Origin of the sequence: Actinopolymorpha pittospori (assembly GCF_014873875.1) — a bacterium.
GTDB classification, from domain to species: Bacteria; Actinomycetota; Actinomycetes; order Propionibacteriales; family Actinopolymorphaceae; genus Actinopolymorpha; species Actinopolymorpha pittospori.
The window spans coordinates 7,011,676-7,037,144 of record NZ_JADBEM010000001.1 but is presented as its reverse complement, the minus strand read 5'-3'; the positions used below and the strand labels follow the sequence as shown (position 1 = coordinate 7,037,144).

At 67.8% G+C, this 25,469-nt stretch carries 21 protein-coding genes and 2 pseudogenes; 15 read left to right on the top strand and 8 right to left on the bottom strand.

Features of this window, described 5'->3' with window-relative positions; translation table 11 throughout:
* Window positions 1–171: 171 nt before the first annotated feature.
* Window positions 172–1,407, bottom strand: coding sequence for an IS630 family transposase (locus tag HEB94_RS32730; protein ID WP_202896692.1), 1,236 nt, complete (start codon window positions 1,405–1,407; stop codon window positions 172–174).
* 42 nt (window positions 1,408–1,449) lie between these two features.
* Between HEB94_RS32730 and HEB94_RS32725 the strand changes: the two genes are divergently transcribed.
* Window positions 1,450–1,776 (top strand): hypothetical protein, encoded by a 327-nt coding sequence (locus tag HEB94_RS32725; RefSeq protein WP_192753429.1) that lies wholly within the window; start codon window positions 1,450–1,452, stop codon window positions 1,774–1,776.
* Window positions 1,777–1,825: 49 nt separating this feature from the next.
* On the opposite strand, the gene HEB94_RS32720 is transcribed toward HEB94_RS32725, so the two are convergent.
* From HEB94_RS32720 to HEB94_RS32705, 6 genes are all read right to left on the bottom strand, one after another.
* Window positions 1,826–3,571: a helix-turn-helix domain-containing protein gene (locus HEB94_RS32720; RefSeq protein WP_192748393.1), complete on the bottom strand. Its 1,746-nt coding sequence runs from the start codon at window positions 3,569–3,571 to the stop codon at window positions 1,826–1,828.
* A gap of 819 nt (window positions 3,572–4,390) precedes the next feature.
* On the bottom strand, window positions 4,391–4,795 hold the full coding sequence (locus HEB94_RS32715) for a hypothetical protein (protein WP_192753428.1): 405 nt from the start codon (window positions 4,793–4,795) through the stop codon (window positions 4,391–4,393).
* Between the two features lie 243 nt (window positions 4,796–5,038).
* On the bottom strand, window positions 5,039–5,920 hold the full coding sequence (locus tag HEB94_RS49670; RefSeq protein WP_202896691.1) for a hypothetical protein: 882 nt from the start codon (window positions 5,918–5,920) through the stop codon (window positions 5,039–5,041).
* Window positions 5,921–5,961: 41 nt separating this feature from the next.
* Window positions 5,962–7,272 (bottom strand): ATP-binding domain-containing protein, encoded by a 1,311-nt coding sequence (locus HEB94_RS49665; RefSeq protein ID WP_202896690.1) that lies wholly within the window; start codon window positions 7,270–7,272, stop codon window positions 5,962–5,964.
* Window positions 7,273–7,398: 126 nt separating this feature from the next.
* Window positions 7,399–7,536: a hypothetical protein gene (locus tag HEB94_RS49660; RefSeq protein WP_202896689.1), complete on the bottom strand. Its 138-nt coding sequence runs from the start codon at window positions 7,534–7,536 to the stop codon at window positions 7,399–7,401.
* 426 nt (window positions 7,537–7,962) lie between these two features.
* Complete coding sequence (locus HEB94_RS32705) at window positions 7,963–8,877, bottom strand: hypothetical protein (protein ID WP_202896688.1); 915 nt, start codon at window positions 8,875–8,877, stop codon at window positions 7,963–7,965.
* Between the two features lie 307 nt (window positions 8,878–9,184).
* On the opposite strand from HEB94_RS32705, the gene HEB94_RS32700 reads away from it, so the two are divergent.
* From HEB94_RS32700 to HEB94_RS54885, 5 genes are read left to right on the top strand one after another with little or no spacing between them, the layout of a single operon-like run.
* Window positions 9,185–9,520 carry a hypothetical protein gene (locus HEB94_RS32700; RefSeq protein ID WP_192753427.1) on the top strand — a complete coding sequence of 112 codons (336 nt, stop codon included), beginning with the start codon at window positions 9,185–9,187 and terminating at the stop codon, window positions 9,518–9,520.
* Window positions 9,517–10,575, top strand: coding sequence for a conjugal transfer protein (locus HEB94_RS32695; protein WP_192753426.1), 1,059 nt, complete (start codon window positions 9,517–9,519; stop codon window positions 10,573–10,575). The genes HEB94_RS32700 and HEB94_RS32695 overlap by 4 nt, the downstream gene beginning before the upstream one ends.
* Before the next feature lie 14 nt (window positions 10,576–10,589).
* The gene (locus HEB94_RS32690; protein ID WP_192753425.1) at window positions 10,590–10,988 is read left to right on the top strand and encodes a hypothetical protein; all 399 of its coding nucleotides are present in this window, start codon (window positions 10,590–10,592) and stop codon (window positions 10,986–10,988) included.
* 43 nt (window positions 10,989–11,031) lie between these two features.
* Complete coding sequence (locus tag HEB94_RS32685) at window positions 11,032–11,685, top strand: hypothetical protein (RefSeq protein WP_192753424.1); 654 nt, start codon at window positions 11,032–11,034, stop codon at window positions 11,683–11,685.
* Window positions 11,685–12,317: an enolase C-terminal domain-like protein gene (locus HEB94_RS54885; RefSeq protein WP_420481552.1), complete on the top strand. Its 633-nt coding sequence runs from the start codon at window positions 11,685–11,687 to the stop codon at window positions 12,315–12,317. Before HEB94_RS32685 ends, HEB94_RS54885 begins: the two co-directional genes overlap by 1 nt.
* A 552-nt stretch (window positions 12,318–12,869) precedes the next feature.
* Here HEB94_RS54885 and HEB94_RS32675 read toward each other — a convergent pair.
* A pseudogene (locus HEB94_RS32675) lies at window positions 12,870–13,016 on the bottom strand (IS256 family transposase); the annotation flags it as partial.
* Window positions 13,017–13,165: 149 nt separating this feature from the next.
* Here HEB94_RS32675 and HEB94_RS32670 point away from each other — a divergent pair.
* The 9 genes and pseudogenes from HEB94_RS32670 to HEB94_RS51425 all read left to right on the top strand — a co-directional run bounded on the left by HEB94_RS32670 (window position 13,166) and on the right by HEB94_RS51425 (window position 25,173).
* Window positions 13,166–13,348 carry a hypothetical protein gene (locus HEB94_RS32670; protein ID WP_192753423.1) on the top strand — a complete coding sequence of 61 codons (183 nt, stop codon included), beginning with the start codon at window positions 13,166–13,168 and terminating at the stop codon, window positions 13,346–13,348.
* Between the two features lie 349 nt (window positions 13,349–13,697).
* Window positions 13,698–15,101: an IS1380 family transposase gene (locus tag HEB94_RS32665; RefSeq protein WP_192753422.1), complete on the top strand. Its 1,404-nt coding sequence runs from the start codon at window positions 13,698–13,700 to the stop codon at window positions 15,099–15,101.
* Between the two features lie 1,192 nt (window positions 15,102–16,293).
* Window positions 16,294–16,512, top strand: a complete 219-nt coding sequence (locus HEB94_RS32660; RefSeq protein WP_192753421.1) for a hypothetical protein — start codon at window positions 16,294–16,296, stop codon at window positions 16,510–16,512.
* A gap of 97 nt (window positions 16,513–16,609) precedes the next feature.
* Complete coding sequence (locus HEB94_RS32655; RefSeq protein ID WP_192753420.1) at window positions 16,610–16,858, top strand: hypothetical protein; 249 nt, start codon at window positions 16,610–16,612, stop codon at window positions 16,856–16,858.
* Entirely contained in the window at window positions 16,858–20,730 is a 3,873-nt protein-coding gene (locus HEB94_RS32650; protein ID WP_192753419.1) for an ATP-binding protein, read from the top strand. Before HEB94_RS32655 ends, HEB94_RS32650 begins: the two co-directional genes overlap by 1 nt.
* Before the next feature lie 38 nt (window positions 20,731–20,768).
* On the top strand, window positions 20,769–22,898 hold the full coding sequence (locus HEB94_RS32645; RefSeq protein WP_192753418.1) for an integral membrane sensor protein: 2,130 nt from the start codon (window positions 20,769–20,771) through the stop codon (window positions 22,896–22,898).
* Between the two features lie 6 nt (window positions 22,899–22,904).
* Window positions 22,905–23,528, top strand: coding sequence for a hypothetical protein (locus HEB94_RS32640; protein WP_192753417.1), 624 nt, complete (start codon window positions 22,905–22,907; stop codon window positions 23,526–23,528).
* A gap of 41 nt (window positions 23,529–23,569) precedes the next feature.
* Window positions 23,570–24,052 (top strand): annotated as a pseudogene (locus HEB94_RS51430) (M23 family metallopeptidase); the annotation flags it as partial.
* A gap of 554 nt (window positions 24,053–24,606) precedes the next feature.
* Entirely contained in the window at window positions 24,607–25,173 is a 567-nt protein-coding gene (locus HEB94_RS51425) for a C40 family peptidase (RefSeq protein WP_337918571.1), read from the top strand.
* The last annotated feature ends 296 nt before the right edge of the window (window positions 25,174–25,469 follow it).

Here is a 25,469-nt window from a genome sequence, read left to right as displayed (position 1 = left end):
GCACACGGCCCGACCGGAGACCAACCAGTGGACAACCGGACACGCGAGGTCCGGCCATCAACGCTGCCTCACACGCGCCACCAACAACAAAACGGATCAAGACCCACGCCCACGAAGATCGTCGGTGCATCCGGGCTAAGTGGTCGGCGTCGTAAGTTCGTCGGGGGTTGGTCAGGCTGCCTCGGTGAGGGCTGGTTCGGCTGCCTGGTGCCGGTCGATTCTGGTGAGTAGATCGTCGAGGTCGTTTCTGGTGAACTTCCATCGGAATGGCCTGGCGGTGGCGTTGTAGCGGTTTTCGAACGTCAGTAGGCGGTCTTCGACTTCGGCCAGGTCGGTGAAGTCGTTGGGTGTGACGACTTTGCGTTGTACGACAGAGAAGTAGATCTCGATCTGGTTCAGCCATGAGGCGTGTACTGGGGTGTGCACCATGACCGCGTTGGAGAACCGTTTCGTCAGCCGTTCGATCGCTTTCTTGCCGCGGTGAGAGGAGCCGTTGTCGACAACCCAGAACACCCTCTTCGCCGACACGTACGGTTCCTGGGTCATGACCTGCTCAACCAGCGCCATGAACGGTTCGATCCCGGTCGAGGGTTCGCAGCGGCCAAACACGCGCGCCCCCTCGATGTCGTAAGCGGCCAGATAGGCCAGTACCCCACCGCGTTCGTAGTCGTGGTTGATGCGCATCATGCGGGCCGTTCCCGGTGGCAGGCTAGGGTGGCAGCGGCAGCGGGCCTGAATCGAGGTCTTCTCATCAGAAGAGATCACATACTCGTCCACGCCCAATGACTCGCCTTCCCAGATGCCGGCGTACAGGTCGAGCACTCGGCCCGCCTTGGCCGCAAAATCAGGGTCGCGGGGGAAGATCCACGACCTGTACTGCCAGGGTTTGATCGCATCAGCGGTAAGCCAGCGCCGCAGGGTCGAGGTCGAGATCGACTCCACGACACCGGCGGCGACGACGTGGCGGGCCAGCTCCGGACAGCTCCACCGGGCCAGCGGCACATCAGCATCAGCGGGTATCTGGCAGGCGAGTGCTTTGACCTCGACAACCTGCACCGGCGTGAACGAGGGTGGACGACCCGAGCGTGGCAGGTCCTTCAACCCTTCCAGCCTGTCCGCCGCGAACCGGCCACGCCACTTGCGTACCGTGTCCTCCACCACCCCGCACCTGTGGGCGATCACAGTATTGGGTAGCCCTCGGGCAGCATCCCCCACGATCTGAGCTCGCAGCTTCTCCCTGACCGGGCTCCTATGGCCACGCGCGATCTTCCTCAACCGTTTACGTTCTGAGGCGGACAGCCGGATCTGCACGGCCTGGGAAACACCCACGATGAGGAGCCACTTCGTGATCGACAACAGAATTCGTCGATCATGTTGCAGGGACGGGTGCGTGAGCTGGTACGACACGCAGGGCACGACGAAACAAGCGGCTACGGCACGATAGATCCCATGCCGACACCGCCGGAATCGACCAAAGCGTCACTGTCCTACCGGGTCCACGCCCGTGCCCGTGAACGCTGGCCCGCCCTCACAAGCGTCGATGTCCGCTTCCACGGCAGTTTCGCCTACATCACCGGCCAACTCCCCGACGGCACCACCCAGCCGCTATGCCGGCTCCGCTACGGCGGCTACGCCAACCAGTGGGGCTTCGCCATCTACCTTGCCAGCAAAGACAAATACGAAGACTCGTTCCTGCCCACCGGCAACTCTGCCGGCACCGCAGAAGAAGCCCTCGACTGCGCCTGCGGCCTCTACCTCAACGACCCGACCGCCTGAACCACCGACTAACGCTGATTCTCGCGCAGCGGATTCAACCCCAGTTTGATCACTCGTATTCGTAGCGGAGGTGTCGTCCGCCCCACCAGGGGACTTCGGTGGTGGGGAGGTCGGCGTGGCGGAGGACGGGTGAGTAGGCGCGTCGGTCGAGGCGGACGATGGTTTCGTTATCGCGGTTTTCGATTGTGCCGCCGGTGGAGAGGAATCGGCGTTGCAGGGTGTCGGGTGTGGCGGTGGCGTAGCCGGGGAGGCGTCGGCGGAGCGCGGCGCAGATGGTGTGGGCGAGTACGGAGAGCACGACGTCGAGGTCGATGTTGAGGGGGACCGCGCCGGCGAGGGCGTCCAGGCCGAAGGAGCGGATGGCTTCGGCGAGGCGTTGTTCGATGTTCATCCGCCTGGCGTAGGCCTCGATCACGTGTTTGGTCGGGGTGGTGCGATTGTTGGTGATCAGGATGGTGGGTTCGTCGTGCCCGAGTCCGGTGATGGCGAGTTGGCGTAGCGTGCTGGGGTAGGCCGAGAGTGTGGCGGCGGGGTCTTCGATCACGCGGACACGGCGGGTTTTCCCGCCCGCTCGGGCGATGGTGAGTGGTGTCCAGTCCTTGGCGGGCAAGGCATGTAGGTGTTCGGTGAGTTTCGGGGTGCGGGCGCGCAGGGTGATGAAGGCGATGCCGCGGGCGTCGAGGTCGGCGAGCTGGGCCTGGGTGGTGACCTTGGAATCGAAGATCAACAGTTTCGGGTCCGCTCCGGAGGTTGTGCGCCAGTGGTCGGCGAAGGCGAGGATTTCGTTGTTCTGGTTGGCTTTGGCGAGGTCGGCGTTGGCGTAGAGCAGGGTGTGGGTGGCCGCGTCTTCGGCGAAGAAGGTCAACACTGAGCGGGTGCGTTGCGAACGTCTGGGCACGTAGTGTTTTTCCAACGCGGGGTCGGCGCCCCAGTGCATGACGGCGTGGAAGTCGAGGTTGATCGCCTCGCCGTGCGCGAGCCCTGCGGCGAGGCTGGCTTTGTCCAGTGCGGCAAGGAATCGTTGTTGCCGGGTGTGGTCGAGCCGGTAGGAGTAGGTGGTCAGCGCGGTGGCCTTGGGCAGGCTGGTCAGCCCGGCGAACAACGCCGCACCGGGGTCGGTGGCGATGTCGTCGATGTGGGAGACGCGGCGGGTGGTGGTGAGTTTGATCGCCAGCAGCGACAGGATCGAGCTGATCGCCGGGATCACAGACGTGCCGGGATAGCCCGCGGCCCGCACCAGGCCGGGCAGGTCCAGTGCCACCAGATCGGGGATGGTCAGCAGTAGCCCGGCCATCCGGGTGTCGGCGTGGGCGGGCAGGACGGCGAAGTCGATCACCTTGGTGCGGGGCTGGGATTCGCGTCGGGGTAGGCCGCGCTCGGCGTGCGGACGGGGCCACAAGCGTGGGAACCCTTCCTCGGCCAGGACTTCGGCGACCCCGGTGCGGTTGAGCGGAGTGTCCTCCTCGGCGAGCGCGGCAGCGATCTCCTGGGCCGAGTGGCCCAACCGGCGCAGCTCGATGATCCTGGTGCGGGCCGCTTCCTTGGCCGGGGCCGTCTTCGGGCCCGGACGCGAGCTCTGGAAGAACTCGCAGCGTCCGGCCCGGAAGTCCCGCACCAGCGACTGCAGCGTCGTCAGGGTGTAGCCGAAGCGGGTCGCCGCCTCCGCCGCTGAGACTCCCTCGAACAGGTACGCGCGCAGTGCCTCGTAACGACGCTGGTTCGCCGCTGCTGGGGCGGCGAAGTACTCACTGCCCCGACGGGCCGCTTCTGGGGTGGATATCGCTGCTTGTTCCACGATTCAACTACAGCAAGCGACACGATCGCGGTCAACATGACACGCCGATCACTGGCGGCGACAGAGCGCAACGGCAGCCATCGCTGCGTCTCTCCCGCCGTCGTACTCCAAGTGAGATCGTGCTCGCTCATCACATCCGGGTCGGACGACAATCCGAAACCCGCCACAACAGGCAGTCAGATCGACCCTGACCGATCACCCGCTTCGGGCGCAACGACCATCACAATCACATGCCCATAGGCGAAAGCAGCCCGGAGCCGCCCAACATCCTGGAGCCACCGACGCGCCACCGCTAGACACGAGAATCGGCGCTAACCCCCGACGAACTTACGACGCCGACCACTTAGTCGGTGATTCCGCTGACGGCCCGGCAAGCGTGCAGCGCGCGGGCTTGCTCGACGTGGTGACGTCATCCGGTCCGGTTTCGCGGCCCTTCGCGCCTGCCTTCGGCAGCTCTGGACCTGTCCGCTGCGACCCGCGGTGTCGCCGGTGTTGCGCCTGTGTCGGTAGTAGGGGCGGGCACCCTCGGATTGGTGGATGGCGCCGAAGGCCCACCAGCGGCATGCGTCGGAGAGTCGTTGGTTGCGGGCGCGGCGCAGCAGGACCAGTCCTGACTTGCCGGATGCGCGGGTGACCGGGGCGGTTCCGGCGTAGCAGGCGTGTGCCGGCGCCCGTGAGCCTGTGGCGCCAGCCCGACAGGAAGGGCCGGACCTGGGATCGTCTCCAGGGCGGACCCTTCCTGCTGTCGTCGTGGTAAGTGGGCGGGTCCTCGGGCGGGGTCGTCACCGTGATCAGTCTTCCTCAGGTGACATGGAAAGCTCAGGTGCTCAGGGTCCAGTGTTCTTGAACCTCATTGAGCACCTTGTCTAGCTGGCGGTCGTGGGCGAACACCTCGACCGCGGCCGCGGTCGCTTGGGCCACCCAGGCCGCGCCCGCCTGGGGGCCCCACCCGTCCTGCTGGCCGGTGGTTTCTCGCAGGATTGCCTCGGAGATCAGGCACAGCGTCTTGTCGCTTGGAGCGTCGAAGGCGATCAGGACCGCCGCCGCCAGGTTGCGGGGCCCGGCCGGCGGCCACATTGTGGCCGCCTGACCGACGAACCAGCGGATGTTGAACACCTCGCCGAGGTCGGCGCCATCGGCTCTGACACTGACCCAGAGTGGATGCTTGACGTTGCAAGGAAGCAGGACCATCAGCCGGACGAGGCGCTCGATCGGGGGCGTCATCTTTTCCATGGTGTGTTCTGCCCTTCCAGAGAGTTGTGGAGCACGGGGAGAGTCGAGCTATACGCGGGTGGCAAGGGGGCAGCACGTTCGGCATGGTCAGGGTCGGCGTGTATCGCCGTACGGCGGGGGCGGTGCACGGAACGAACTCCCCGCCCACCGGACAAGAGGCGGACGTGACACGACAGGACGATACGCGGCGGGTACGCCATTCTCGGCGGGGCGATCGTCGCGGGCGTCTCCGGGCTATCGGCCGAAGAGTCGTGACCAGAGTGAGGACCTGTGTGGGGGCGGTGAAGCCGGAGCGGCTGGTTCCGGCGCTTGCGGAGTGGGTGGCGTTGAGCGGGGACCGTGTTCGTTGGCGACGTCGCGCAGGTGGTCGCGGAACCGGTGGCGGAGCTCGGGCAGGGGCGTGGTGGATCCGAGGCCGCGCAGGAACTCGCTGGCGTCCCAGATGATCAGTCCGCCTTGTCGGGAGAGGTAGAGGCCGACGCGGTCGATGCTGTACTGGTCGTCGTAGTCCAGCAGTAAGTAGCCGGCGAGCTGGTAGATCTCGTTGCGGCCGAGGTTGCGGGGGTGGGTGGTGGCTTTGCAGTCCAGCAGCAGGCCGCCCAGGATGTAGTCGGCGTCGGCGCCGCCGATGTCGTCGCTCCCGGCGAAGATCGGGCCGCACACCCTTGCCTTCGGTGGCAGGGCGCGCAACGGGGCCAAGGCTCGTTCGGCTAGGTGCGTCTGGGCGGCGATGTCGTCGATGGCGTAGGTCGGGACGGCGGCGGTCAACTCAGCCAGGGTCGTGGTGCGGGTGGCTGTGGTGAGCATGCTGAAGCGGCGGATCCGCCCGTTGCGGGCGATGTCTTCGTAGAAGGCGGCGACGAAGCACAGCCGCGCGATGATCTCTTCGTCGTACCGACCGGGAGCGGCCAGGTAGGCGTCCACGGTCGCCAGCAGTTGCCGTCCAGCCTCGGACAGGGCGTGGCGGATGGGTGCGGCGGGCGCGCCGTGGAAGTGCTCAGGGCCGTCCAAAAAGGCGACGCCGAGGGTGACGGCGGGGCCAAGCCGTCCGCCGAACGACAGGCGCAGCCGGTAGTCGATGGCTTGCCCGAGGGCGGACCAGTCGGGGTGCTGCACATCGGTCGGCTCCACCGGATGCGGCAGTCGAGTCAGGTGCGTCAGGTAGTCGCGCTCGACGCGACGGTGTCGGGTAGGTGAGCGGCTATGAACTGGGAGATGGGCGAGGCGGGCAGCCGCAGTTGCCGGGTCAGGCTCAGCTGGAGCATCGGAGGCCCGGCGATGGTGCCGTAGGTGCGAGCCATGGATTGTTCGTAGGCGTCGAGCCAGGCGATGCCCGCCGGGTCCAGCCGGTGGCGGGCCCGCGTGACCGCCACATAGATCAGGCGTGCTTCCTCCGGTTCCAACATCAGTTGCACGCCGTCCTCGGCGTCCAGCGGCGGGTCGAAGCCCGGCCCGATGCGGACGCTGTCCCACTCGCGGCCCTTGGCTTTGTGCGCAGTGGAGACCACTGCCTTCGCGTCCTTCTCCTCCGACAGCCGTTCCACTGCCACGATGATCCGCTCGGGACCGTACTTGTCGACTAGGTTCACGATCGCCTTGAGGTCTTGGCCGGCCTTGTCGTGCTCGACGTACTCCTGTACGTCGCCCCAGGAGTTGAACAAAAACAGCTCCTGGTGACTGGTGCGCCGACCGGCCTGCAGATCCTGGGCGGCGGTGGCGATGCCTAACAGGATGCGCCCGCCGCCGGTCACCGCCACCGGCACTCCTAGATCTTGGTAGGCCATGACCTCGGCCATCGCGTCAGCGTTCCCGCGGCAGAGCACTGCTGTGGGGTCGGGCACGGGCCCGACGCGGGAGGTGGCGGGACCGCACCCGGTCAGCCGCATGTCCGATTCGGCGTGCCGCAGCCACCGGTTGGCGACCGTTGCGATCGCGGGACCGAAGCGGAAGGACTGGGTGAGCTGCAGGTGCTCGGAGGGGAACCCGGTCATCACATCATGGGCGTCGCGCCAGGCGTAGATTTGCTGGGCAGGGTCGCCCACGCACACCCGCTGGGCGTCCTGGGCAAGGAAGACCTCCTCCAACACCGGGTTGGTGTCCTGGGCCTCGTCCAGCAGGATGAAGTCGGCTTCCAGAGCGGGGCCGGTCATCGCCCAGATCTTCATGTAGTGGTCGTGCTCGAACCGCAACCGGCCCTTGGGTGAGCAGATGTCCTCCCACGCGCGGGCCGCGTGCGGCAGCAGCTCACGGGCCAGGTACTCCTGTCCTGCGGGTGATAGCCCGTTGACCGAATCCAGATGGCGGGCTATCACCTGTTGGTCGGTGGAGTAGCAGAACCGGCGGACCATGCCCATCACCAGCCGCGCCTGGTGCGTGACTGGGATGCGGCGCTTACCGATCTGCAGGTTCTGGGTGATTCGCAGCATCTTGGCGGTCTGTTTGGAGGGGATGCGCGCTGAGGAGTTCACCCGGTCCTGATAATGGCGCTCTACGGCCTGATAGGCCAGGGAATGCCCAGTGCGGCATTCGACGTTCGGAGCGAACCGGCGTCGAGCGTCATCGGCGATCGCCCGATTGAACGCGATGTACAGGCCTCACTTGCGAGTGGCTGAGCCCATCAGGACCAGCGTGGACGTCTTGCCTGTACCTGCGCCGGCGACCAGCGCCAGGTCCCGGCCGGTGGCGAACACGTCGCGGGCAGCCTGCTGCTCCGCTGTGGGCTCTATGGCCATCAACAATCCTCTCTGGGAGCGCGGCTTCATGTAGCGCGACCCGACGCTGCCCTTATGACGACGGTCACAGCGCTGGCGGGGGGTGCCTGGTGGCACCTGGATCCCGAGTACGCCATGAAGGTGACCTTGCCCTCATCGCACTCCTCGGAGCCGTCTACGGCAACCGGGGGAGGCGACCAGTAGAACGCCGAGGCAGAGGGCCCCGCAGTCCGCGGGGGCCCCTCTGCCTCGTTCCTCGAGGACCCGCGGCCTGGACTGCGCTGCTCGGCCGTTGCGATACGGCAACAGTCCACGAACGATGCACCTCGTTGCGGCGACCAAGGCGAACGTCGTCCAGTCGAACCACCGCCGTCCGAGCATCAGATACCCGCGCCCCGTACAGCCGCAATCTCGACACGCTCCGGCCCCTGATATCTGCCGGCGGGGTTAGGCGATCTGGGCGTCGGACGTGGGGGAGAGGGTGACGTGGATGGTCATCTCGGCTCGGACGGCTTCGGTGAGCTTGCGGGCGGCGCGGGAGCAGCGCTGACGGACGGCGGCCTGGGTTAGGCCGAGCTGCTCGGCGGCGTCGGCGAACCCGAATCCGCTGGTCTGCTCGGGGAGGTATGAGGTGGTGAGCAGTTGGGCTTCGTCGCGGGTGATGACGGAGGTGATCATGCCCCAGGTGATGACCTGTAGAAGGTCGGCGTCGGCGGTGAGCTCGGCGGTCGGATTCAAGCCTTCGCTGCTGAGTCCGGCGAGCCAGGTGCGGCGTGCGGTGTCGCGCTCGCCGAGTTCGTGGAAGTCGTGGGGGTCGACGGGGATGTCCTCGGCGGGCCGGCGCACTCCTGAGACGCGGTGGAGGGTGTCGAGGGCCAGGTTGGAGGCGACCGAAGTGGTGCGTCGGTCGACGGGGTAGTCGGCCATCACGTCCCAGAACTCTGCGATGGTGATGTGCCGGCGGTCCTCGGCCCAGGTGTCGGTGCTCGAGGTGCACATGCTGGCGTGGGCGCTGGTTTTGGCGAGCTTGGGCAGCAACGCCTGCAGGACGGTCCGGCCGGCCAGCTGTTGCCCGGCCTGGAAGAGCCGGATGAGCGCTAGGAGGATGGCGTTCTTGCGGTCGTTTCCTGTGGCGTCGATGGCGTCGACGATGTCGCCTGGCCGGGCGAACCCGGCCAGCGCCGGCTCGGTGCGCGCCCAGCGGCGGATCGTGCGTGCGGTGCTGGGCAGGGTATGCAGAGCGGCCCACTCCTGGGTCAGTTGGCGGTAGAGGGGCGAGACGACGCCGGTGGGCGCGGTGTCGTGTTGCCGGAACATGCGCTGCATCTTCTTCACGGCTTCGGGCTCCCCGGTGCTGACCATGCTTGGACCGTAGGAGCACTTGCTGCGACCCGTCCACTCTTTGTGGGTGCCGACGCGCCATGTCCCTACTGGCACCCACTCAAGTGATCAACTCTTGCCCGATGTCTTGCCCGAATGGCTGCGACCTGGATTTTCTGCGAGCAAGCCCGGGCCGAGAGGTCTGCCCGCAGCCGCTGCCGCGCGGTGACCTGCGCAAACAGCTGTTCGGAGGGCGGCGATGTCTTCGGCTTCGCGCGTCACAGCGCGCTGGTCTCGCGCACCTTCCTCGAGTGACGGATAGCCCCCATCCATCGCTCGAGGAGACCCGATGAGTCGCCGCAACCGTGCCCCGCGCGACCTGGCTGACGCGGCTGCCGTTCATGCGGCCCGCGAGGAGATCGTCCAGGCGCTCGGCCCGCTGGCTGCCAGCCCTTTGGACGAGCAGGCCACGGCTCGGATGCGCAGTGCGTTAGAGCGTGCAGAGTCTCCTGCGGTGCGCCGGGCGATCCGTCGGCTGCTCCGGCCGTGGGAGCGGCGCCCCCCGCTGGTGGTCGTCTCGACGAGCACTGAGGGCGCCGGTGTGGCCCAGCCGCAGGCTCCTCCGGTGAGGGCTCAGATCTTCCGGCTGGTCTCGGAGGAGTTCGCTCCTGGAGGTGCCGCATGAGCCCGACTGTGTCGCTTCGTCGTCGCGCCGGCGTCGAGGAGCAGAACACCAATGAGGATCTGCGTGAGGAGCTGCCGCCGATCGCTGACGGCGCCCATCAGACCACCTCCGCGCTGGCCGCTAAGGCTGCGACGGTAGGGCTGATGGCCTGCCTGGTGCTCGGCCCGGTTGGTGCCGTCGCCGGCGGTCTGGCGCTGGCCCAGTCCGCCCGACCGGCCCCGGTCCAGGCCGCGACCGTGACCGACAGGTCCAACGACCAGGCGGTTGCCGGCGAGTTCGCGCAGCGCGTCGTCCTCACGTGGCTCACCACGACCCAGGACCAGCCCGCCCCTGTGCTTGCCCTCGTCAAAGACGCACAGATCTCGGCGATGTCCCAACAGGCCTTCACCACCGCCGACCCCACCGTGGCCCGGATCGTGCAGACCGACGGCACCTGGTCGGTCACCGTCGCCGTGACCGTCACCGACGCCCGCAACCAGACCGCACGGCGGTTCTTCCAGCTGCCCGTCCAACTCACGAACGGCAGCGTGACCGCCCTGACCCTGCCTACCCCGGTCTCTCCGCCCACCGTTGTCCAGGGGAGCACCCCCACCTACTGCACCCAGATAGGCACCAGCTCCCCGGTCGGTCAGACGGTCGCGCAGTTCCTCACCGCCTACATCGCCGGCTCCGGCGACGTCTCGCGCTACCTGACCCCCGGGGTCGCCCTGGCCGCCCTCACCCCTGCCCCGTACATGTCGGTGCGCCTGGACGACCTGCGCAGCACCGGCGATGTCGACCCCGCCGCCGCTCCCGAGGATGACCAGCGAATGCGCGTCCTCGCTGTCGCGACCGCCTCGGTCACCGACAAGCAGAGCTCGAGCGTGGCGTACGCGCTCACGCTCACCGCCCGCGCTGGCCGATGGGAGATCACCGCGATCGACCCGACGCCAGCAGTGGCCGCAAAGACCCCGCCCGACCCCTCGACATGGGACACGACGCGCACCCCGACCGGGAGCAGCGCGATCACCCCAACCCCGGCCGGCGCCAGCTCGCCGGCGGCCACCACCCAGTAGGAGGAGCACCCATCATGTCCGCACTCATCCACCTGACCCAGGAGGTCAGCACCCAGGCGCTCGCGGGGCACTTCATGGCCGCCCATCCGGCTAGTGGGGAAGGGATCCTCGACTGGCTGACGTCGAAGAACTCCCAGACGCAGACGCTGTTGCGGGCCGTCGCTGTCACCATCGCGATCATCTTCGTGATCGTGCAGGGCGTGGCCTCACGCGGCGCGATGGCCCGCATCATCATCTCCCTCGTCGCCGCCGGCATCTTCGTGTGGGGCGTCTGGAGCGTCACCGACATCAAGGACCGCGTCGACAACGAGGTGAACGCCTCCGGCCCGACCGTTGTCCAAGTCGGCCCCGGGTCGCCCTTCTCGCCGGCTGTTCTGACCGGTCCCGCAGTCCCCGCCCTCTCCACGTCCTGAACCAGGGTCCACGCCTACCACTCAGCGACGAACAGGAGATGTGATGTCGACAAGCATCAGCAGCGGCACCGATGGCGGCGAGGTCGTCAAGTGGTACACCCGTGCCCGCCGCTTCCCGCAGCTGATCGGGAAGACCCCCGACGGCGCCACGATCTGGGGAGGGCCCTACACCTACACCCAGGTCATCGCGGGTGTGCTGTTCATCGTCATCGGCACCAAGACCACCTGGCTGTGGGGACACTTCGGGCTGGTCGGCAACGCGCTGATCCTGCTCGGGTCGGCCTACGGCCTGGTTCTCGTCCTCGGCCGTCTCCCGATCGGATCACGTAACCCGTTGTCGGTGGGGACCGGCGTAATGCGCGCCATTAACTCACCAGCCCAGGGCAACGTGGGCGGAAAGCCGGTCCGCATCCGCCGCCCCCACCACATCCGCTCCACGGTGGTCATCACCCACGGCGGACCCACACTCGCCGACGTGCAGGCAGCCCACCCCGACTTGCCCGGGGCGGCTGGGGCGGGCGAGCATCCGGAGGTCAAGCGGTGCCGGTCTCGACCGCGCGGGTGCCGTCCCGCGCCGGCCCCAGCGTCGACGCGACTGCGGCCGACGCCGGCGTCTATCCGCACCGCCCCGACCCCTGCCCTCACCGGCGTGCAGCGCCTGCTGGCCTCCGTGGGCACGCCGCACCAGAAGGACTGATGCGCACCCCACGCGATCGATGGCTTCCAACCTGCGCTGGACCCGCTCCGGCACGGGGTGGGCGGACTGGATCCTCACCGGCGTGCCCTATGGGCTGCGTCCCATCAAGGACAAGCACGCGTGCGTGCGCTGCACCCGGCGCTGTTCCGTGCCCTGCCTGGCGAGTCCGTCCTGCTGGGGATCGCGGTCGCGAGTCCCACGCTGGCTGCTGCCATGAGCAGGTCCCGGGCGCCCGAAGGCACCCTGGACTTCCGGAGGAGCCGATCCGAGATGACACGCCAGAGGCTTACGAGAGCTTGCGGACCCTGACGAATGTCTCCTTCGCCATCGGCGAGGAGTTCGCATCGAAGTGGCAGTTCCTGCCTTACGTCGAGCGCGGCATCGCACAGTACGCACGGCTGGACATCTGCAACGTGGGTGGTTTCACCGAGGCGGTGAAGGTTGCCGGATGGTGCGAAGCCCACTATGTGGACCTTATGCCGCACAACCCTCTGGGCCCGATATGCACAGCCGCGACCGTCCAGTTGTGCGCAGCGATACCCAACCACTCCTGGCTAGAGTGCAGGGAGACCTCCGGCGAACGAAACACATCTCAAGAATCTCCCCCTCTTCATCGACCGGCTGCGCCTTGACCGAGCTGCATACCCCGTACCGGACCGCCCAGGCCTCGGGATCGACGCCGATGAGGCACAGCTAAAGCTGGGCGTCACGGACCCGACCTACGAGGTGCCCCACCTTCGAAGGCCCGACGGCTCCCACACCAACTGGTGAGGCGACAGCCGCAAAAGTGAACCGGGTCCCGGAGCACCTGCCAGGCCGACCAGTGCCGCCGTCGAGCCCGGTTCGTCGCCGGCTACGGATCCACGTTGATCTCTGGTTCATGGCGCAGCCCCATCGTTCTGGCTGGCCGGTCTCGGCGACGTCGAGGTGGTGGCGGTGGCAGTCGGCGAGGAAGACGGCCTCGTCGTAGTCGGCGCTGTAGGCAGCGTGTGCCGGCCTGCCGTGATCTGCAGCAGCGTGGGGGTAGGACCTCGGGCCAGGTCGGTGCTCCGACCACGTCCTCGTCGGCGCTGCCGTGGACCCCCGTGGGCACCAGTTGTCGCACGAGACGATCTCAAAGGTCACCGACGCGGTGGCCGGGGAGGTCAGGGCCTGGCAGTCCCGGCCAACCCATCACCGACCAGGCCTCGGGTGCGGGCGAGGTGGTGCTGGATGCCGTGGACAGCCCGCGTACAGCGAGATGATCTGCTCGTCCAGACCGCCCAGACGGGTGAACCCTTCGGGACCAACCGCGGCTCGAACGTCCCTGCCCGGTGCCGTGGGGTGTCCAGACCGATCTCACCGAGGCGTCGCCTGCTTTACAGGTTGCGGTCAGTGGACCGTCCAGTCGTCGGCACTGCTGTCGTAGCCGACGACCCAGCCCCGCGCGATACCCAGCCCAGCGCGAGGCCGTGACGCCCTTCTCTCGGGTGTTGTGCGGATGATCCAGGTCGAGCGTCACGTTGCACAGGTGACCGTGAGTCCGGCCGAACTCGATCATCTGCAAGGAATCGTCAAGGAGTGTAGATGCAGAATCAAAGACCTTTCTCCTGTCATCGGCGAGATTACGAGTACGACCTGCTCGCCCGATCTGGCGGCAGCACGCGACGGGGAAGGGGCGTAGCGAGTCCTCGGATGGCCAGCGCATCCGTTCCGCGCGGTGAACGCGCATTAAAGACCTAGACGCAACAGGGAGTACCGATGAAGTTCCGACGTGTACTGACCCCCATACTCGGGGCATTAGCAATCTGCGCTCTCTTAGCAGGGCCGGCGGCGGCAGACGAACCTGGATGGCAGTCGCTCGGCAACAGCTACTTCTATCTGGACGCGGACGGCAGCGGCTGCCACACTAAGCCTCAATCCGTGGACCGGGTGAGTGGGCCCTCGGCGCGGTAGCAGGGAAAGTGCCTTCTGGATCGGGAGAATCTGGAGTGTCTAGATCCTGATCCAACCCGATCCAAAAGGCACTGAGAGTGAAACTACCGTATGGGTGGTCGCGGGCCACGCTGGTGTTCGATGATCAGAACCTGGTGTCGTGTGCGGGCCTGGTGCCGGTGATGGCGTTGGCCGAGCGGGCGGGCCTGTCGGAGCTGGTGGAGGAGCGGGTCGCGATCCGGACCACGACGGTGAGGTCGGCAGCGGTGAACCCGGCGGGCAAGCTCACCTCGATCATCGCGGGGATGGCTGCCGGCGCGGACTGTATCGATGATCTGGATGTGATCCGCTCTGGTGGGATGCGCCGGCTGTTCGATGGCGTGTATGCGCCGGCGACGTTGGGCCAGTTTCTGCGGGAGTTCACCCACGGCCACTGCATGCAGTTGGCGTCGGTCGCGCGGGCGCATCTGGTCAACCTTGTTCAGGCCAGCGGGCTGCTGCCCGGTATCGAGGATCAGGTGTTCATCGATATCGACTCGCTGTTGCGCCCGGTTTATGGGCATGCCAAGCAGGGCGGGAGTTTCGGGCACACCAAGATCGCCGGCCGGCAGGTGCTGCGCCGGGGCTTGTCACCGCTGGCGACCACGATCAGCACCAGCCAGGGCGCGCCGGTGGTGGCCGGGATCCGGCTCCGGTCCGGGCGGGCCGGGTCTGGGAAAGGTGCGGCGAGCATGGTGGTCGAAGCGATCGCCACCGCCCGTGTCGCCGGCGCCAGTGGGGAGATCTTGGTGCGGGGCGATTCGGCGTATGGCAACCACGCCGTGGTCGCCGCGTGTGTGAAAGCAGGGGCGCGGTTCTCGGTGGTGCTGACCAAGAACCCGGCAGTGACCGCTGCGATCGCCTCCATCCCCGAGCACGCCTGGACCCCGGTGCACTACCCCGGTGCGGTGGTCGATCCCGACACCGGTGAGTTGATCTCCGACGCCGAGGTCGCCGAGACGGAGTTCACCGCGTTCGCCTCGACCAAGCACCCGGTCACCGCCCGGCTGGTCGTGCGCCGGGTCCGGGACCGCGCCCGCGAGGAGGAGTTGTTCCCGGTATGGCGTCATCACCCGTTCTTCACCAACAACACCGAACCCACCGCGCAGGCTGACATCACCCACCGCCGGCACGCGATCATCGAAACCGTGTTCGCCGACCTGATCGACGGACCACTCGCACACCTACCCTCAGGCCGGTTCGCCGCCAACAGCGCCTGGGCGATCTGCGCAGCCATCACCCACAACCTGCTCCGCGCCGCCGGCACCCTCACCAGCCCCCGCCACGCCGCCGCCCGCGGCTCGACGCTGCGCCGCCACATCGTCACCGTCCCCGCCAGGATCGCCCGCCCCGGGCGCCGGAGAGTCATGCACCTACCCGAGCACTGGCCCTGGGCCCAACACTGGAAAACCCTGTGGAACAACGTATTCAGGCCCGCAACCGGCCCGCCACGCGTCGCCTGAAACTAGCCACCCGCCGCCAAGGCCCGACCGGAGACCAAAGGAAAGCTGGGCAGACCAGCAGGCCCGCCTTGCCCACCCACCACCAACCGCGACCCACCCACAACCAAAACCATCAACCCAGCGAGTCCACGGATTGAGGCTAAGGTGTTCGAATCAGGCGGCGGCGCCTTTCGGGTCACCTGGCACTACCCTGGAGGAGATCCAAACGACGTCACGAGCCTAAGCCTCTGGGAGTATGACCCCGATAACGCCGACGATTTCGTTGACAACATTCGGCAAATTAGAAACGGGACCTCCGTCATATTCACGGATATCAGTTACACCGTAGACGGCACAAACAGGAAGGCCGAGCTCTACTTTCGCGGGCCTTGCACAGACAACTTTGTTCACGTCGACGACTAGATCCGCAAGCAAAAGGCCGGCGATGGAGGAGGCCTAGCACTTCCCCCTCAACCCTTACTTCTCTCTTGTCCGGTCCTGCGGGACCGGCCAAGCTATATCTCTGGTCCCGACACTGCCGGGACAGGTCGTCCCCAGCGGTTGTGGGCGCGAGTGATCGGGGCGAGGGGGGACCAACCGACGGCTCCGGCCACCGTCTTCGACGTGGAGCCGTTGGGGGCTGTTCGGACTGCCGCGGCGGACCGGGTCGCCCTTGGCGTAGCCCAGATGCCCGGTCAACTCCTCGACCAGGCCAAGTTCCAGCACCGCCTTGACCGGCTCAGGTAAGGACTCGCCCTGTCACCTGCTCGTGCAGCAGTCCTCAACGCCAGCCTGTCCTCGTCGACCCGAGCCATCAAGTCGTCCAACAACCCGGCATCAACCTCTCGTTGACCAACCGCCGCGCAGACCCCGGCTCTGGGCTCGACTCCCGAACGGGCTCTCAGACTGCTGCGAACGCTGCGACTGCTCATCTGCCATGGACACCTGTGTACTCCTTCAACACCAAGGTTGATCTCCGTACACAGACCCATCTGACACGCACGAGAGGTTCGGCCGACACCACATCGCAACGCATCGAGATACCCCACGACGTGCACGCCTCCTATGCACAGCCCGTACTCACATGTGCAGCCAACGACGTACGCCGTCCTGCCGCAATTTCCGCGGCTTCCTTGTCACAGGGCACTGGCCGTGCGCACCTTCCTCAGTCGACGAAGCACCCCTCGCCCAACCATCACCGGAGGACTCCCGGATGAGTCGCCACAACCGCGCCTCGCGCGCCCTGGCCGACGCGGCTGCAGTTCACGCGGCCCGCGAGGAGATCGTCCAGGCGCTCGGTCCGCTGGCCGTCAGTCCTTTGGATGAGCAGGCCACGGCCCGGATGCGCAGCGCTGGAGCGCGCCGGGTCTCCTGCGGTGCGCCGGGCGATCCGTCGGCTGCTGCGGCCGGGGGAGCGGCGCCCCCCCGCTGATGGTCGTCCCGACGAGCACCGCATTTGTCGTACTTCTTGGCCTCCTCCCATCGGAGCACGCAACCAACTGTCAGTCGGGGCCAGCGTGCTACGCGCCATGAGCTCACCTGCCCAAGGCAGAGTCGGTGGCACCCCGGTCCGCGCCCGCCGCCTCCACCAGGTCCGATCCCAGGTGGTGGTTACTCACCACGAGACCACGCCTGTCGGCGAGCGGCCAACGCACCCTGAAACAACCAGCGGCTGCCTGCAGCCCGCGCCCTCGTCCACCCATCCCGCCCAGATCGCTGCCCTCACCGGCGTGCAGCGCCTGCTGGCCTCCGTGGGCACGAGCCACCAGGAGGGCTGATGCGCAATCCCACCCGCTCGATGGCCGCGAGCCTGCGCTGGACCCGCTCCGGCACAGTGTGGGCGGACTGGATCCTCACCGGCTTGCCCTACGGGCTGCGTCCCACCAAGGACAAGCACGGTGTGCGTGCGCTGCACCAGGCGCTGTTCCGCGCCCTGCCCGGCGAGTCCGTCCTGCTGGGGATCTGTTCCGGCCTTGATCCCGCAGTCATCGTCTCGAAGATGCTCGACGGCGTCGACCTCGAGGAGTGCCCGGAGTGGGTCGCGGAGTGCGAGGCCACTCTCGACTCTCTCGACCAGATCGGCCCTGGTCAGCGGATCTACTGGCTGTCGGTTCCGCTTGGTGTCGACAAGGCCTCGGACCGTGTCGTGGAGCCGCTCAAGGCCGCCACTTCTGACCTGCGCGACCGGCTCGGCCTGCCCAGGGCCCCAGTCCTTGTTGGCGAAGTCGAGCGCCGTCTGGCTCAGGCGGCCCGGATCGCCGAGAGCATCCCCGGGCCCTTCAACCCGACCCCGGCCACTGCCGCCCAGATGGTCTGGCTGCACCAGCACTCGATCCGCCGCGGTCTCTTCCAGGACCTCGACCTGCCGGATGGGTCGCAGGGCGACCTCGCCGCCGCTCTGCTCGCCCCCAAGTCGAGCGCATCGTTGGGTGAGCCCGTCCTCGACGAAGGGGGCCAAAGCGACCTGGACGCCAAGTCGCCGGCTCGGCTGAATCCGATCAATCGTCGCTACCTCAAGGTCACCGACGCCTCCACGATTGGCGAGGCCTCCGCTAGTTACCAGACGCTCATGGTGATTGGTGACGTCCCCGACGGCGGCATGGTCTTTCCCGGCAGCGAGGTCATCGGCCGTATCGACGAGTCCGGCCTCGACGTCGACTGGGCCATGCGCCTGTCGGTCCGTTCCTCGGCCGCCGTCGCTAGCCAGAACCAGCGGGCGCTGCGCAACCTCAATGAGCAGTACGGTCAGCGCGAAGGTGAGGTCAGCCACGGTCTGAACATGCTGGATCGGGTGGCCGAGGACCTGGCCGAGTACGTCGCCATCCTTGAGAGCGACAAGCTCGAGGTCGAAGTCCAGGCGACGATGCTCTTCGCCGTCGCCGGTCCCAACCCGGAGTCCTCTCGCGCTCAGGCACGGGCCCTTTCCGACTTCCTCGCCGACACCGGCTACAAGCTCGCCTCCCCGCTCGGTTACCAGGAGGAGCTGTGGTGGGCCATGCAGCCGGGCGTTCCCGCCTCCAGAGCTGTGCGGGAGTTTGCGCAGATCACCACCAGCAAGGCCCTGTCCGCCACCGTCCCCCTTGCCTCCGTGCGCCTGGGCGACTCCAAGGGCAGCGCGCTCGGGCTGAACATCGCGCACGGCCCGTTGCTGGCTGAGAACGTCCCGTGTGGGCCTACCAGTGTCGTGCTGCACGACCTGGAGGGCGCCTCTGACCGGCAGATCTCCGGGTCGGCCGCCGTCGCCGGGGAGCTGGGCGCGGGCAAGGCGCTGGCCCTCGACACCCCCATCCCCACCCCCTCGGGATGGGCCCGCATGGGTGACCTCGCCCCGGGCGACATGGTGTTCGACGAGGAGGGCAACCTGACCGTGGTCCTGGCCACCTCGCCCGTGATGACCGGCCACACCTGCTACGAGGTGGTCTTCTCCGATGGCTCCACGATCGTTGCCGACGCCGACCACCTCTGGACCACCCTGCCGGACCGTGTCCGGGTCCGAGCCGCCAAGGCCAACTACAAGACGCGCGAACGTGGTTCGGTCGCCACGCTCGACCTCGCACAGGTCACAGAAACGCTGACGTCGGCAGGCTGGCCGACCCGCGGCGCCACAGTGACGACCGAGGAGATCAAGCAGACGCTGCGCACCCGCGCCCAGGCAAACTACGCCATCCCCGTCGCAGGGGCCCTCCGCCTTCCTGACGTGCACCTACCCATTGACCCCTATGTCCTCGGAGCCTGGCTCGGAGACGGGCACAGCTGCAAGGCCCAGATCTTTTCTGCCGACCCCGAGGTGATGGCCCACATCGAGATGGCCGGGTATGAGGTGTCGAAGCTCAAAGCCGACTTCGCCTACTCGGTGACCATCCCTGGGGAGGGCCCCGGCGCCGCAGAGCAGCGGCCCTGCCTCCAGTGCGGCGAGGCCATGACGATCGTCAACAGCGCCCGCCTGTTCTGTAGTGGGCGATGCGCACGCGACGCCCGCTCGATCCCAAGCCTGCGCAGGAACCGCGCCTGCCGTGTGTGTGGGGAGGACCTGCCGCGGTGCAGCTCCACCCTGCGCTGCCGCCGCTGTCACCACGCTTCGTCGCTGAACGGGCGCCTTCGGCTGCTCGGCGTCCGCAACAACAAGCACATCCCGAAGGCATATCTGCGCAGCAGTATCCAGCAGCGGCGAGCCCTGCTGGCCGGGCTCCTCGACACCGACGGCACCGTCGCGCCAGGAGGTGGCGTCGAGTTCACGACGACGACCCCGCGCCTTGCCCAGGACGTGCACGAGCTGGTGTGCTCACTCGGCTACCGGGCAGCTCTGCGCGAAGGCGTCGCGAAGCTCAACGCTCGCGTCTGCGGACCCAAGTGGACTGTCGCGTTCTCCACCACAGATGACGTCTTCCGCCTTACGCGTAAGCGCCAGGTGCTCCTGGAGCGCAGCCGCCGGCACTCACCAGCCCGCAACCGCTTCCGGTACGTCGTCGACGTCCGAGAGGTGCCCGCGGTCCCGGTTCGGTGCATCCGCGTGGCGAGTCCCTCGCACCTGTTCCTCGCCGGCCGCGCCATGGTGCCCACGCACAACACCGCCACGCTCATGAAGCTGGCCGGCGACGTGATCGACCGCGGTGGCCAACTGGTCATCGCTGACCGCACCGCCAAGGGGGAGTGGGCCTCGTGGGCGGAGGCTCTGACCAAGGCTGTGGTCGTCAACGTGGCCGAGCCCAAGCTGTCGCTGGATCCGCTGCGGGTGTTCGGGCCGCGCACCGGCTCCCGGATCATGCAGACCTTCCTGACGCCGCTACTCAACGTCCGGCCAACTTCCGAGCGGGGGGTCCTGCTCTCTGACGTCCTGGACGCGGCCTACCTCGAGAAGCACCAGCTTGCCTCGGCCGGGGCGCTGCTTGCTCACCTGCAGGCCGGCTGCGAACTTGCCGGTGCCGGTGATCTCGCGCGCCTGGTCAACGTCTTCGCGCGCCGGGACTTCGGACGGGTGATCTTCGATGGCGCTGTGCCGGCGTTGAGCCTGTCCACCCGGGCGGTCGTCATACGCACCCACACCCTGCAGCTGCCCTCTCGTGAGGAGCTCGAGCACGAGCACCTGTTTGAGCAGCTCGGGTTGGAGAAGCTGTTCGGTCGGGCCCTGAACGCCCTGATCGCGGGCCTGTCCCGCCATGTGTGCTTCGCCGATACCTCCGCCCTGGCTGGGTTTGTGGTGTCCGAGGCGCACTCGATGACGATCTCCTTTGAGGGTGAGCGCGAGCTTGTCGACTTTGTCCGTGACGGCCGCAAGCACCGTGCCGTGGTGCTGTTGGACTCTCACGACCCGGAGGCCGATTTCGGGTCTGCGACCCTGCGCGGTCTGATTCCCACCAGGATCCTCATGCGCCACCGAGACAAGACTCTCGCTAAGCGGGGCCTGGCTTGGTTGGACTTGGACCCCGGTGACGAGTCGCTGGTGGAGATGGTCCGCCACGACACCTCACCGGTGGGCTCGGACGGCAAGGACGTCCCGGTCCACCGTCGCGGTGAGGCCACGATGCGTGACATGTCCGGCAACGTCGGCCGGATCAAGGTCCTCCTACCTGCCCGCCCCGAGCGCGCCGCGGCCATCACCGCCGGCGGTTCAGCCAGTGCTCGTGGCCCCCGAACGGGTGAGTCGGCGTGAGGCCCCCCAGGCTGCATACGCCCCGCTGGCTGTCCCGTGTGGCTGCAGTGATCGGTAGTGCCTTGCTGCTGGTGTTGGTGCGGGTGCAGATCGCCGCCGCGGCGCCGATCGCAGCGGAGGACACGATCGGCCAGACCCCTCCCGCGCTGGGGTGGATCGGGCTGCAGGACTCTTTGGGTATCTCGCTGTGGAACTACGAGCTGTCCTTGGATCGCGGTGGCATGACCAGCCCGGACAAGTTCTTCTGGGCGTCCATCACCGACAGCTGCTGGGGTGCCTACCGTTCCTGGTGCGCGCTGTCGGTGTGGTTCCTGGATTGGGTGCTGTCCTTCAGCTGGGTCACAACGATCGCCTCGCCCCTGTTGGCGGTTGGGGATGCGATGCAGGAGGTGGTGAGGAGTCTCGGCCTGGTCCCGACCTTCCTCACGCTCACTGCCCTGCTGGCCGGGCTGTGGATGCTCAAGGGCCGCTACGCCGCGGCGATCTGGGAGGTGGGCATCGCCTGTGTCATTGCGGCGCTGGCCTCGGGGGTCTTTGCCCAGCCGGTAGAGATGATCGCCGGCAAGGACGGCTTTGTCGTCAAGGCCAACCAGACCGGTCAGGAGCTGGCCGCCGAGCTCGCCACCGGTGACGCCGAAGGCAAAACCCCCGAGCAGCTGCGGAAGGCCCAGACAGGGCAGTTGGTCGACACCTTCATCCGCCAGCCCACTCAGATGATCAACTTCGGTCGGATCATCGACGGCACCAAGTCCGAGGGCGCCTACAACGAGGTCATCAAGGGTGGCCCCTACGGCACCGAGTCCAACATCCGCGACAGGGTCGGTGACTGCGACAAGGCTTTGGGCGACTACGCGGCCAACCCCTCCTCGGCGATGGCGATCGGCTCGGTGGTGTTCATGCCAGCAGCCTTCGTCATCCTCTGCATGGCGCTGATCTTGGCCGGTTCGGTGATCGCGGCCGCGGTCTGGGCGATGTTCCAGTCTCTGAAGGCGATCATCACCATGGTCACCGGTCTGCTGCCCAGCGGTAGCCGCGGATCTTTGCTGTTGACCGTGGCCGAGACGCTCGTTGCCCTGCTGCTCATCATCTTCACCTCAGTTTTCCTCGGAGTGTTCCTGCTGGTGATCCAGGCGATGTTCGCCGGGTCTTCGGGCGCCTCGATGCCGAGGACGTTCGTGGTCGTCGACATCCTGATTGTCGTTGGCACCGCCGCGTACTGGCGTCAGCGCCGGCAGCTCAAGGCCGCCACCCAGCGGCTGGCGCAGTGGATGTCCCAGCGCCCTGGGGGTGCGCCGGCCACCCGGATGCCCGACCGTCAGCCGGGCCTCAGCCTTGGTTCCGCCGCCACAGCGGTGCGGACCGTCACCAGCCTGGCCCAGGTCCGCGCCCAGCGGGCGATGGCCAACCGTGACCCGGTGACGGGTGGGCCGACCTTCATCGACAACCGTCGGCAGGCCGCCATGTTCTTCGGTGGCCTGCCCCGCAGCGGTGGCCCGACGGTGGTCGAGGGCGAGGTTGTCCCCACCCACGGGCCAGGCGGGCCAGGTCGCCTGCAGCTGCCACCGGGCCCGGACAACCCGCAACTGTTACCTGGGCCAGACAACCCACAGCTGCCACCCGGCGGCAGTGGCGGTCGTGGTGGCGCCGGCCCGCGTCCACGGCTGGCCGGGGCTCGCAGAAAGATTGCCGGGACGCTGGTGCGTGCGGGCACCAGCGCGGCACTGGCCTACACCACCGGCGGAGCCTCAAGCGTCCTAACCGGCGCATCGAAGGCCGCCCGGGCGGCCCAGACGGCCAAACGTGCGGCACTCGTCTCGCGGATGGCCCTCGCCTCCGGCAAGAACGCGGCGGGCACGAACCGTCCGCCGCTCCCGAGCTCATCGGTCTCCGCCGGGCGTCCCCAGGGCCAGGTCATCCAGGGAGAGGTGGTCTCCTCCCGCCTGGCGACCGGTCCCGGCAAGACCCCGACACCCCAGCCCGGCAAGAGGAATCCGGCCTCGGGCAAGGACTCACCCACGGCGCCTGCCCGCTCGGATACGCAGCAGCCATCCGCTCCTGCCCCGTCGGCCACGGGGAAGCCACGTTCGCAGGCCACCGAGCGAGCCGCTCGGCTTCAGGCCCGCCTGGCCGAGCGCCGCGCCGGCCGTCGCGCACCTGGCGGGAAGTGATCCTCGATGCGTCGATTCATTGGTCCCGTCGTGCTGGCTGTCCTGGCCGCGGTGTCGCTGTGGTTCCTGCAGCACCGCGACGACGAGCCCACCTCGAGCGCTACCCCGTCCGCTGACACGGTGCTGCCCGTTCCGACGCCGGCCTCAGCCCCAGGACGCTCCCCGGCACCGGTGTCGTCGCCGTCGACCGGCGCCTCGGCCCCGACCCCGGCCTCAATCGCTGAACCGCTCGAACCCGAGGGCGCGCCGGTCGACCCCACCGCGGCCGCGATCCCGCGCGACAAAGCCCAGGCCGCCAGGTTCGCCACCTACGCGAAGGCGGCGGTGGCTTTCCTGGCCGACTTCGCCCGGCCCGCGCCATCAGTTCCGGAGCAGCAGTGGTGGACCAAGGTCAGGACCCACCTGTCCGCCGCCGCTGTCGATGCCTACACCGGCACCGACCCGCAGATGGTGCCCTTCACCAAGGTCACCGGCCCCGCAGTGATCCTCCCTACCACAACACCTTCGGACCTGCTCATGCTCGCACGTGTCCCCACCGACGCCGGCTACTACCGCGTCGAGATGGAAACCGACGCGGACGGGATCCACGTCGCGCGGGCGATCCCCGAGACCTCGGGGGGCCCGCGGTGAAGAAGGTCGCGCTCGTCCTGGCCGTCCTGGTCGCCGGCGGCATGCTCGTGGTTCCCGTGCTGCTGGGTCTGGTCGCCGTGATTTTCGGTGCCGCGGCCAACGCCAGCCAGAACCCCTGCATCTCCCCGGACGGCAACCTTCCGCCCGCCGGAGGGCCAGTTCGGTTCCCGGTCGTCGGGAAGTTCATGGTCACCAGCGAGTACGGGATGCGGTACAACCCCGGCGACATCGACCACGGCGAGTACAAGCTGCACGCCGGAATCGACCTGGCCGAGGTCCCTGCTTCAGGCCCGGTGGTCGCGGCGGCGGCCGGGGTGGTGAGGGCGACTCCGACCAGCCGCACCGGCGGCAACATGGTCGAGATCGATCACGGCGGCGGCTTGACCACCACGTACATGCACTTGGCCTCGCGCGCCGTGAGCATTGGCGACCAGGTGTGGGCGGGCCGCCAAATCGGCGTACAGGGCAACACCGGCAACTCCAGCGGATCCCACCTGCACTTCCAGGTCGAGGTCAACGGCCAGCCAGTCAACCCCCGCGACTGGATGACCAAGCAAGGACTGACCGTCCCGCCCACCGGCGGCACGGGCACCGCTCCCGAGGCCGCGCCCACCCCACCGCCCGGCCCGGGCGACAGCCCACCCCAGCTCGACCCCACCCTGGCCCCGCTCACCCCGACGTCCCCGGCCGGCAAGACCCGGACAGTCACCTCGTCCCTGCCCGCACAGGTCGGCCCGTACAAGGGGGAGCAGGTCCTCAACGCCGCCTACATCATCAAGGCCGGCCAGGCGATGAACCTCGACGCCAAGACGATCACGATCGGCGTGATGACCGCGATGGGCGAGTCGAGCCTGATCAACATCGACCGAGGTGACGCCGCGGGCCCGGACTCCCGAGGGCTGTTCCAACAGCGTGACAACGGCGCCTGGGGTAGCTACAGCGACCGGATGAACCCGACGATCGCGAGCACGAACTTTTTCAAGGCCCTGATCGCCGTGCCCAACTACCTCACGCTTGAGCCGACGATCGCCGCTCACCGCGCACAGCACAACGCCGACCCCTACCACTACGCCCCCTACTGGCCGGACGCTGTGGCGATGGTGGCCACCCTGACCGAGGACCCCGACCTGCTGGAGTCGCTGCCGCCCGCCGGCCCGGTCGCCGGCTGCGACGACGGCGGCCCCGACGCCCCACCGCCAGCCGGGCGGTCGTTGCCGCGGCCAAGCACTACATCGGTACCCCCTACGCGTGGGGTGGTGGGGACATCAACGGCCCCAGCGCGGGCACCTACTCCTCCACCGGCGGTGGACGTGTGGTCGGTTTCGATTGTTCGGGCCTGGTCCTGTTCGCGGTCTACAACGCCACCGGCGTCCAGCTGGCGCACTCGGCCGAGACGCAAGGCAAGGACTCGCGCGGCAGTGTCGTCCCCTGGGACTGGGACAAGATGCGGGCCGGCGACGTCGTCTCTTTCAGCGAGGACGGGTCCGGCGCCGCCGGCAGCTTCGGCCACGTCGGGATCTACCTCGGCAACGGGCAGATGATCCATGCGCCCCGCCCCGGCAAGAGCGTGGAGATCGTCCAGTTGAGGGGCTCGCGCTACTACGAGCCGATGGCCTGGTCCATCCGCCGCTATGCCAAGTCCTGACCGGCCGTAGAAGGTGGCGGGTGCCCATCCTCGGACGCGACGTCGTGGGCCCCTACTCCGCCGATTGCGCCAACAGTCCACGGTCGGTCCGGAAGGTCTGACCACCCAGCCACAACGGCGCGACCCGGAACCCCCAACGTGGACGACCTGGCAATCAGGCCAGGCGCCACCGCCTGCCCTGACAACCCCAAAACGACCCGGAAACGATCAAGAACAGCCCATCGGTGGATTCGGGCTTAGCCGCCCCCGGCCTGCTGCGAGGGCCGAGCCGCCGGGCACCGTTCCTGCACATCTCC

What these genes read in the sequence shown, in the direction of transcription:
- HEB94_RS32725 (WP_192753429.1), top strand. Translation starts at nt 1,450, where the DNA reads ATGCCGACACCGCCGGAATCGACCAAAGCGTCACTGTCCTACCGGGTC.
- HEB94_RS32715 (WP_192753428.1), bottom strand. Translation starts at nt 4,795, where the DNA reads ATGACGCCCCCGATCGAGCGCCTCGTCCGGCTGATGGTCCTGCTTCCT.
- HEB94_RS49660 (WP_202896689.1), bottom strand. Translation starts at nt 7,536, where the DNA reads ATGGCCATAGAGCCCACAGCGGAGCAGCAGGCTGCCCGCGACGTGTTC.
- HEB94_RS32705 (WP_202896688.1), bottom strand. Translation starts at nt 8,877, where the DNA reads ATGGTCAGCACCGGGGAGCCCGAAGCCGTGAAGAAGATGCAGCGCATG.
- HEB94_RS32700 (WP_192753427.1), top strand. Translation starts at nt 9,185, where the DNA reads ATGAGTCGCCGCAACCGTGCCCCGCGCGACCTGGCTGACGCGGCTGCC.
- HEB94_RS32695 (WP_192753426.1), top strand. Translation starts at nt 9,517, where the DNA reads ATGAGCCCGACTGTGTCGCTTCGTCGTCGCGCCGGCGTCGAGGAGCAG.
- HEB94_RS32690 (WP_192753425.1), top strand. Translation starts at nt 10,590, where the DNA reads ATGTCCGCACTCATCCACCTGACCCAGGAGGTCAGCACCCAGGCGCTC.
- HEB94_RS32685 (WP_192753424.1), top strand. Translation starts at nt 11,032, where the DNA reads ATGTCGACAAGCATCAGCAGCGGCACCGATGGCGGCGAGGTCGTCAAG.
- HEB94_RS54885 (WP_420481552.1), top strand. Translation starts at nt 11,685, where the DNA reads ATGCGCACCCCACGCGATCGATGGCTTCCAACCTGCGCTGGACCCGCT.
- HEB94_RS32670 (WP_192753423.1), top strand. Translation starts at nt 13,166, where the DNA reads ATGATCCAGGTCGAGCGTCACGTTGCACAGGTGACCGTGAGTCCGGCC.
- HEB94_RS32660 (WP_192753421.1), top strand. Translation starts at nt 16,294, where the DNA reads ATGAGTCGCCACAACCGCGCCTCGCGCGCCCTGGCCGACGCGGCTGCA.
- HEB94_RS32655 (WP_192753420.1), top strand. Translation starts at nt 16,610, where the DNA reads ATGAGCTCACCTGCCCAAGGCAGAGTCGGTGGCACCCCGGTCCGCGCC.
- HEB94_RS32650 (WP_192753419.1), top strand. Translation starts at nt 16,858, where the DNA reads ATGCGCAATCCCACCCGCTCGATGGCCGCGAGCCTGCGCTGGACCCGC.
- HEB94_RS32640 (WP_192753417.1), top strand. Translation starts at nt 22,905, where the DNA reads ATGCGTCGATTCATTGGTCCCGTCGTGCTGGCTGTCCTGGCCGCGGTG.